Origin of the sequence: Gaiella sp., assembly GCF_035558935.1 — a bacterium.
Classification (GTDB): domain Bacteria; phylum Actinomycetota; class Thermoleophilia; order Gaiellales; family Gaiellaceae; genus Gaiella.
In genome coordinates this window covers 1-6,896 of record NZ_DATMBZ010000129.1, presented here as the reverse complement: position 1 = coordinate 6,896, position 6,896 = coordinate 1, and the positions used below count along the sequence as shown (strand labels likewise).

Here is a 6,896-nt window from a genome sequence, read left to right as displayed (position 1 = left end):
GCCGGACCCGGTCACGCGTCTCGTGGCGACACTCCCGCGACGCCTCGGCCTGCGGCTGCCCCGGTGACGACGGACGTCGTCCCGAACCGACGGTAGGCTCGCGCCGTGACCGTCGCCGCGCTCCAGGAGATCCAGGTGAGCGCCGATGCGGATCGGTCACGGGGTCTCGAGCCCGAGCCGATCGAGCTCGTCGCTTCCGTCGCGGTGCGCGACACGCTCGGTGCGCTCGGGCGGACGACGAGACCTTCGAGCGCGCTCGGCACAACCCGCAGGAAGGAGGCCCGAAGGGCATCGACCTCGACCCGCGCACGAAGCTCCTGATCGTCACCTCGGAGTCGACGCCCCTGGCCTTCTTCGACGTCGCGGGAACCGTCGACCATCCGTGGGACGCGGGCCGAGACGAGGCGGCGCTCCTTCGCAGCGAGCTGCATGCCCTCGCCGTGCGCGACGAGGTGAGCACGGCCGCGAGGGCGTCCGAGGCCGGGCTTCGGGCGCAGGTGGACGCAATCGAGCAGTCGCTGACCTGGCGGCTCACCGAGCCCGCCCGAGGCGTCTACCGCTCGGTGCGCCGACTGGCTCCCGCTAGGTCACGCCGTCCGGCACCGTTCGCGCAGCGGCGAATCGGTCGAGCACCGCATCGAGCGAGACTGTGTCGAGTACCTCCTCGGGCGCCCCGTCGACGGCTGCAGCCGCCAGGTCGCCGTAGACGATGGCGAGTGCGGCGAAGAGATCCTTCCGCAGGCCGGCCGCATCCTGGGTCCGCGCGATCTCCTCCATCTCGGCGACGTAGCGCCAGGCCTTCGCCGATGCGCGCGCGAGTGTCGCGCCGGTTCGCTCGGGATCGGCCAGGCCCGCCTCGACAAGGTCGTCGAGCACGTGCTCGACGACGCCGTGCGCGTGAGCGGTGCGGAGGGCCTGCGCGAGCAGAGCGACCCGACCCTTGTAGACCGACGCGGTGCACATCTTGACCGCAGAGGCGAGGCCGACGTCGTCGCCCACGACGACCCGCTGCACGCCGTCGAGAGGCAACGCCGCAACCTCGGCCGCGCGAGGGCCGGAGAGGTAGACGCGTGTCGTCCCGGCTTCGCGCGGAGGCGGCCCGGAGATGGAACCGTCGACCATGTCGAGACCGGCCTCGCGCAGCGTCGTCGCGATCCGTTCGGCGGTCGCCGGTGCGACGGCGTTCAGGTCGGCGACGAGAGGCATCGGGGTTCGCGCGTTCGCCGCAATCGCCGAGGCGACCTCGAGCGCGGAACCGGGAGGCACGACCGAGAGGACGACCGCCGCCTCGCGCAGCAGGACGTCGAGCGAGCCGACGTCCTCGAGGCCGGCCTCCGTCGCAAGCCGTCGCGAGCGCTCGCTCCGCCCGTCGAGCGACACGACGACGCGAGAGCCGCCGGCACGGAGCGTCCTCCCGAGGGCGCTGCCCATCGCGCCCGGCGAGACGATTCCGACGAACGGACGGCTCGCAGGCATCGGCCCCAGTCTAGGCCAGCGGCTCAGCGCGCCCGGGAGGATTCGAACCTCCGACCCGCGGATTAGAAGTCCGCTGCTCTGTCCCCTGAGCTACGGGCGCTCGACGAGCAGGGTAGACGGTTCCCCGGCGCCCTCGGCGTCAGTCGTGCGAGCGCGGAAGCTGCCGCGTCGTACCCACGCGAGCAGTGCACCGACGAGCGCGGCGGCGGCGCCGACGGCAAACGCGGCCCGCACGCCGCGTTCGTCGACGATCGCCCCCGCCGCCGCCGACCCGGTCGCGATGCCGATCGAGACGGCGGTGCCGAACCAGGCGAACGCCTCGGCCGCCGTGCCGCTTCGCGCTGAGCGGTCGATCAGCGCGTACAGAGCGCCGATCGTGGGGGCGATGGGGAGGCCGGCGACGAACGCGAACAGACAGAGCGTCGGGATCGACGTCGCGAGCTGGAGCGAGAGCAGCGCGACCGTCAGGAGAAAGGCCCCGACGAAGAAGCGCTTCAACACGCTTTTCGGCGGCCGCATGCCGGCGGCCAGCCCGCCGGCGAGGCTCCCGGCGGAGAACGACGCGAGCGCGAGGCCGCCGAGCTCCCGCGAGCCGTGCGCCTCCGCGAACGCCGGCATCGCGAGCTCGACGGAGCCGAAGCCGACGCCGATCGTCGCCGCGTAGAGCACGACCGTGCGGATCCCGGGGGATCCGAGCGCCCCGACGAGCCCAGCGCCGACCGCCCGCGAGGGCGGCGTCTTCCGGACGGGAGGCAGCAGGGCGGTCGCGGTGGCGCCGACCAGGCTCGCGGCGCCGGCGCCGGCGACGGCGGCCGCGGGGCTCAGCGCGGCGAGCCCGGCGGCGAGGAGAGGGCCGCCGACGAAGAACACCTCCTGCAGGGACGCCTCCAGGGCGTATGCGGTCGAGCGCAGCTCGTCGGGCGCCAGCCGCGGCCACACGATCCTCACGGTCGACGAGAGCGGCGGCAGGGAGAGGCCCGCGAGCGCCGCGACCCCGGCGATCGGCACGACGCCGGCGTCGAGCACCGCGAGGGCGACGACGGCTCCGACGAGCAGGGCGTAGAGGACGGCCCGGATGCGGAGCACCGTCGTCGGCCCGAACCTATCGACCTGGCGACCCGCGATCGGCGCACCGACCCCGACGGCGACCGCGTAGAGAGCCACGACGACACCGGCGGCGCCGTAGCCCTTCCCCTCCCCGCGAACGAGGAAGAGGAGCGCGAGCGGCGTCATCCCGAGCGGCAGCCGGCCGAGCAGCGACCAGGCGAGCATCGCGCTCGCGTGCGGAAGGCCGAGAAGCTCCCGGTAGGGGCGAGCGCCGCTCACGACCGAGAGGAGCTCACCTCGCGCGGACGATGAGCGGTGCGCACGGCGCGCCGGACGCGTCGAGCACGACGCCGCCGGAGGCGGTTCGCGGCTGCACCGTCAGCGTCGCCGAGGTCACGGTCACCTGCGCGTAGCCGTATTGATCGGTCTGAGCGCACCGGAGACCGAGCCCGCGGGGCGGAGCCGGCTTGAAGAACGCTCCGGTCACGACCGCCCCGAACCCCGGAGCACCGAGGAAGGAGTCGATCTCCTTTGCGTACGTGTTCGTCGCGACCGGGCCGGTGACGACCTCCCAGATACCGGTGCCGACCGGGCCGCCCGCGGCGAAGGTGTCGGTTCGAATCTCCCCGATCAGGTGGGCGTGCGTGTCCGTCGTCATGACGACGACGTTCTTCACCTGGCGCAGGACGGCCAGCACGCGCGCCCGCTCGGCGGCGTAGCCCTCCCAGCGGTCGTACGGGAGCGCGTAGAGCTGCATCAGCGGCTCGGGATTGACGACCACCTTGAACGTCGCCTTCGACGACCGGATCGCCTTCGTGAATGCGGCGAGCTGCGCGGCGCCGAGAAGGGTGCGCGACGGCGAGGCGATCGCGTCGAGGCACGCCTGCGGCACAGGTTTGGCGAGCGCAGGCGACAGCGGTGCAAAGGCCTGTCGGACGGCCGGCGGCGCGGTCGGCGCGATGTCACCGTCGCAGGCAGCGGTGACCTTCGGGCTGCGGAAGCTGCGGCCGTCGAGGATGAAGAGCTCGAGGTTCTTTCCCCATCGGAACCTCCGGTAGTCGCCCGTTCGCGGGCTGTACGTCGCAGGTGTGTAGTCGAGGAAGGCCTTGACACCGGCGCGGTAGATCGCGTCGCCGTGCTCGGCCCGCGAGTAGTCGTTCACGAACTCGTGGTCGTCCCAGCCGCTGTAGACGCCCGTCGACGACTTGAGCCGCTGGAGCGGCACGAGCGCGAGACCGAGGCGGTATTTCGCCCACTTCTGCGCGACGGTTCGGGCCACGGGCGCGCCGCCGACCCCCGAGTCGGAGTAGATCGTGTCGCCGAAGTTGAGCGCGAAGTCGTTCCGCCCCCGCGCCATCGCGCTGTACGTCTCGAAGCCGTTGAAACCGAGCTTCCCGCTCGCGTCCCGGGTCGCGTCGGCATCGCCGGAGATCGCGAACCTGACGGTTCCCGCCGAGGTCGCCGCCGGCGCCGTCTCGAAGCTCCCGATCGCGCTTCTCGTCCTTCCCTGCGCGAACGAGTAGCGATACGTCGTGCCCGGCCGCAGGCCGCGGACCGTGCGCTGGGCGGTGAGGTCTGACGACGGCCGTGCAACGAGCGCGAACGTGCGTGTCGTCCCCGCGCCGGTGAGCATCAGAGTGACGCGACCGACGCCGGGTGCGCGCGTCCAGAGTCGCGCGGAGGTCGGCGTCATCTCCCCGGCTGCCACGCCGTATGCGAATCCGGGAGCCGACGGCGCCGCCGGTGCGACCGCGGCCGATACACCACCGACGAGGACGGCCGCGCAGGCGAGGAAGGCGCGGACCGGCATCGCGTCAGGCTACTTCCTCGAGCCGCTCCTGCTCGGCGAGGAACCTGGTGAACCAGAGGGCGAAGACGACGAAGAAGACGACGGACTGCTCGCCCGCCATCGTCATCCCGCCGAGCTGCTGATCCTCGAGTCGCGCGATCCCCCAGACCCGCTCGGGTGCATGAGCGTAGAAGTCGTAGAGCGGCCGCGGAACGAGCGCGAGGACGAGGCCGAGCGGTGCCGAGAGCACGAACGCCGCGACGACGTACCCCGCGCGCGCGATCGCCGAGAGGCGGTGGGGCGCCTCCTGCCACACGCACCACCAGAACAGGACGCCCGAGGCGACGTACGTGGCGTGCTCGAGCGCGAGCAGGCTCGAGGGGTGGCGAAGCGCCGCGTCGTAGAGCGCCGGCACGTGCCAGAGCGCGTAGGTCGCGACCCAGAGCGGCAACGCGACGAACGGCGTCGTCAGGAGACGGATGGCCCGCGGCCGGGTCAGACGCTCGGCCAGGCCGGGCGGGATCCCGAGCACGAGAAGGAGCGGCGCCCACTCGGCGAGGACGACGTTCTGGAGCAGGTGCGCCCAGACGAGGTACTCGCGCGCGAGCGTATCGAGGGGCGTGACGAGCGCGGCGACGAGCAGCGCGCAGCCGGTGAGGAACGCCGCAGTGCGGCCCCTGGTGCTCTCCCCGCGGGTCCCGACGAGGTAGAGGCCCGCCAGCGCGACGGGAACGAGCGCTTCGGCGTTCCACGACCATGCTCCGGGGCCCACGCCGCTACGCTACTTTCGCGCGGGTGTAGCTCAGTTGGTAGAGCGTCAGCCTTCCAAGCTGAATGTCGCCGGTTCGAGCCCGGTCGCCCGCTTGCCGCCCGCCCGCCGAGGTACGTTGTCTCATGTGAAGACAGCGGAGCGACTCGTCGTACGGGCGGTCTAACGGCCGCTCGCGGAGAAGTGCTGATAGTCCTTCGCGCCCGACCAGCGGCCGCCCCAGGACCAGCCGACCGCCTCGAACGCGCGGACGGCGGCTCCGGCCTCCACCGCCATTCCCGGACGGTACGGAGCGCGGCGGAGGTACGGGCGGCTCGCAGGATGCGAGGTCGTTCCGGACGAGGTCACGTACGGGTTCTCGATCGGGTTCAAGTCGATCGCGCGGCCGTAGGCGTGCTCCGACCAGCGGGTCGTGCCGTCGACGAAGCGGCAGTTGAAAGCCGACGTGTTGTCGGCCTCGATCGAGCGGAAGTCCGAGCCGCCGTACGCGTCGACCGTGACCATCCGCCGGATCGGGAACCGCTCGGCGTAGAGGCGACGGAAGGCCCTCAGCACGTCGGCGGCCACGTCACGGTGGACGACGATCCGCCCCGTTCGCGTGCGGCCGTCGAAGCCACGGTACGACGCCGTGACGACGCGCAGGTCGCGAAGCGGCACCGGACAGCCCGGACGCCACGAGACGCCCGTCATGCGGGCGGCGAGAGCCTTCGAGATCGGAGCCACGGAGAAGGCGGCGCCGGTCGCGCTCGCGGCGACACCTCCGCCGTGGAGGAGAAGCGCGACCAGCGCGGCACCGAGCAGCGATCTCCTCACGAATCGGGGTGGCCGGATTCGAACCAGCGACTTCCTGTCCCCAAAACAGGCGCTCTGACCAGGCTGAGCTACACCCCGTGAAACGCAAGTCTACGGTCCGCCACGGCCGGCCTCCCCCACGAGCACCACGACCAGGCGTCGCGGGCCATGGACGCCCTCGACGCGCTCGAGCTCGATGTCGGAGGTCGCCGACGGGCCCGAGACGAGGACGATCGGGCGCCCATCGCGGGCGGACGGGGCGAGGCGGGCGATCAGCTCGGGCACGGTCTCGACGACCTGCTCCTCGCGGACGACGCAGACGTGGAGGTCGGGCACGAGAGCGATCGCGCGGCGGCCCTGGCCCTCGCCGCCGTCGAACGCGATCGTGCCCGTCTCGGCACACGCCGCGGCACAGGTCGTCAGGGCGCCGTCGAGCCCGTCGAGCTCGGCCGGCGAGAGGCCACGGTCTTCGATCAGCTCGACCTCGGCCGGCGTGACCGCGTCCGGCAGATCGGGTGACACGACCACCCGGGCGGCCCCCTGCTCGCGGAGCGCCACGCCCACAGCGAGCCCGGCATCGCCCGTACGGACGACGACCGCGCCCGTCTCCTCGAGCCGCTCGACGAAGAGCGCGACGACCTCCCCCGACGACCGCGACCCGTGCTCGCGGTACGCGCGCGGCACGTCGGGAAGCGCGTCCTCTCCGGCCAGTGCGGCGCGGATCCGACCCAGCATCACCTCACGGCTGTCGCTCACGCGACTCCCACCACTCGCGAAAGGTCTCGGACGGGATCCCGGGGAGCGTGCGCGACCGTCCCCACGCTGCCAGGGGGCCGGGGAGCCAGCGCAGGCGGCCGCGCCTGAGGAAGGGTCGCTGAAGCGTGCGCGCGAGCCGCTGCGCGCGCTCGTAGCGCTCGATGCTCGAGAACGACCGGCCGAGAGCCCGTAGCGCTCGACCCTCGACTCCCGGCCGTGCGCGCGCGACGAGCTTCGCCCGCTCGTGGACGAGGATGCGGGGGATGT

Annotated in this window: 7 protein-coding genes, 3 tRNA genes and 1 pseudogene; 2 read left to right on the top strand and 9 right to left on the bottom strand. The window is 72.6% G+C overall.

From position 1 onward, the window contains the following. Window positions 1-105: 105 nt before the first annotated feature. Entirely contained in the window at window positions 106-321 is a 216-nt protein-coding gene (locus VNM44_RS12515) for a hypothetical protein (RefSeq protein ID WP_325626217.1), read from the top strand. 261 nt (window positions 322-582) lie between these two features. Here the strand turns inward: VNM44_RS12515 and VNM44_RS12510 are convergent, their stop codons facing one another. The 5 genes from VNM44_RS12510 to VNM44_RS12490 all read right to left on the bottom strand — a co-directional run bounded on the left by VNM44_RS12510 (window position 583) and on the right by VNM44_RS12490 (window position 5,084). Then, window positions 583-1,476 (bottom strand): NAD(P)-dependent oxidoreductase, encoded by an 894-nt coding sequence (locus tag VNM44_RS12510; protein ID WP_325626216.1) that lies wholly within the window; start codon window positions 1,474-1,476, stop codon window positions 583-585. 27 nt (window positions 1,477-1,503) lie between these two features. Beyond that, window positions 1,504-1,576 (bottom strand) — tRNA-Arg (locus VNM44_RS12505). Continuing rightward, window positions 1,567-2,802 (bottom strand): MFS transporter, encoded by a 1,236-nt coding sequence (locus VNM44_RS12500; RefSeq protein ID WP_325626215.1) that lies wholly within the window; start codon window positions 2,800-2,802, stop codon window positions 1,567-1,569. Before VNM44_RS12500 ends, VNM44_RS12505 begins: the two co-directional genes overlap by 10 nt. A 13-nt stretch (window positions 2,803-2,815) precedes the next feature. Further along, window positions 2,816-4,333 (bottom strand): alkaline phosphatase D family protein, encoded by a 1,518-nt coding sequence (locus VNM44_RS12495; RefSeq protein ID WP_325626214.1) that lies wholly within the window; start codon window positions 4,331-4,333, stop codon window positions 2,816-2,818. A gap of 4 nt (window positions 4,334-4,337) precedes the next feature. Continuing rightward, a complete protein-coding gene (locus tag VNM44_RS12490) occupies window positions 4,338-5,084 on the bottom strand; it encodes a cytochrome c oxidase assembly protein (RefSeq protein ID WP_325626213.1) in 747 nt (248 codons plus the stop codon). 19 nt (window positions 5,085-5,103) lie between these two features. Between VNM44_RS12490 and VNM44_RS12485 the strand changes: the two genes are divergently transcribed. Continuing rightward, a tRNA-Gly gene (locus tag VNM44_RS12485) sits at window positions 5,104-5,176 on the top strand. 67 nt (window positions 5,177-5,243) lie between these two features. Here the strand turns inward: VNM44_RS12485 and VNM44_RS12480 are convergent. From VNM44_RS12480 to VNM44_RS12465, 4 genes and pseudogenes are all read right to left on the bottom strand, one after another. Next, window positions 5,244-5,894 (bottom strand): M15 family metallopeptidase, encoded by a 651-nt coding sequence (locus VNM44_RS12480; protein WP_325626212.1) that lies wholly within the window; start codon window positions 5,892-5,894, stop codon window positions 5,244-5,246. Between the two features lie 3 nt (window positions 5,895-5,897). Continuing rightward, window positions 5,898-5,972 (bottom strand) — tRNA-Pro (locus VNM44_RS12475). 12 nt (window positions 5,973-5,984) lie between these two features. After that, window positions 5,985-6,629, bottom strand: a complete 645-nt coding sequence (locus VNM44_RS12470) for a LutC/YkgG family protein (RefSeq protein WP_325626211.1) — start codon at window positions 6,627-6,629, stop codon at window positions 5,985-5,987. Beyond that, window positions 6,613-6,896 (bottom strand): annotated as a pseudogene (locus VNM44_RS12465) (lactate utilisation protein LutB domain-containing protein); the annotation flags it as partial. The gene VNM44_RS12470 and the pseudogene VNM44_RS12465, both read right to left, overlap by 17 nt.

What these genes read in the sequence shown, in the direction of transcription:
- VNM44_RS12510 (WP_325626216.1), bottom strand. Translation starts at nt 1,476, where the DNA reads ATGCCTGCGAGCCGTCCGTTCGTCGGAATCGTCTCGCCGGGCGCGATG.
- VNM44_RS12495 (WP_325626214.1), bottom strand. Translation starts at nt 4,333, where the DNA reads ATGCCGGTCCGCGCCTTCCTCGCCTGCGCGGCCGTCCTCGTCGGTGGT.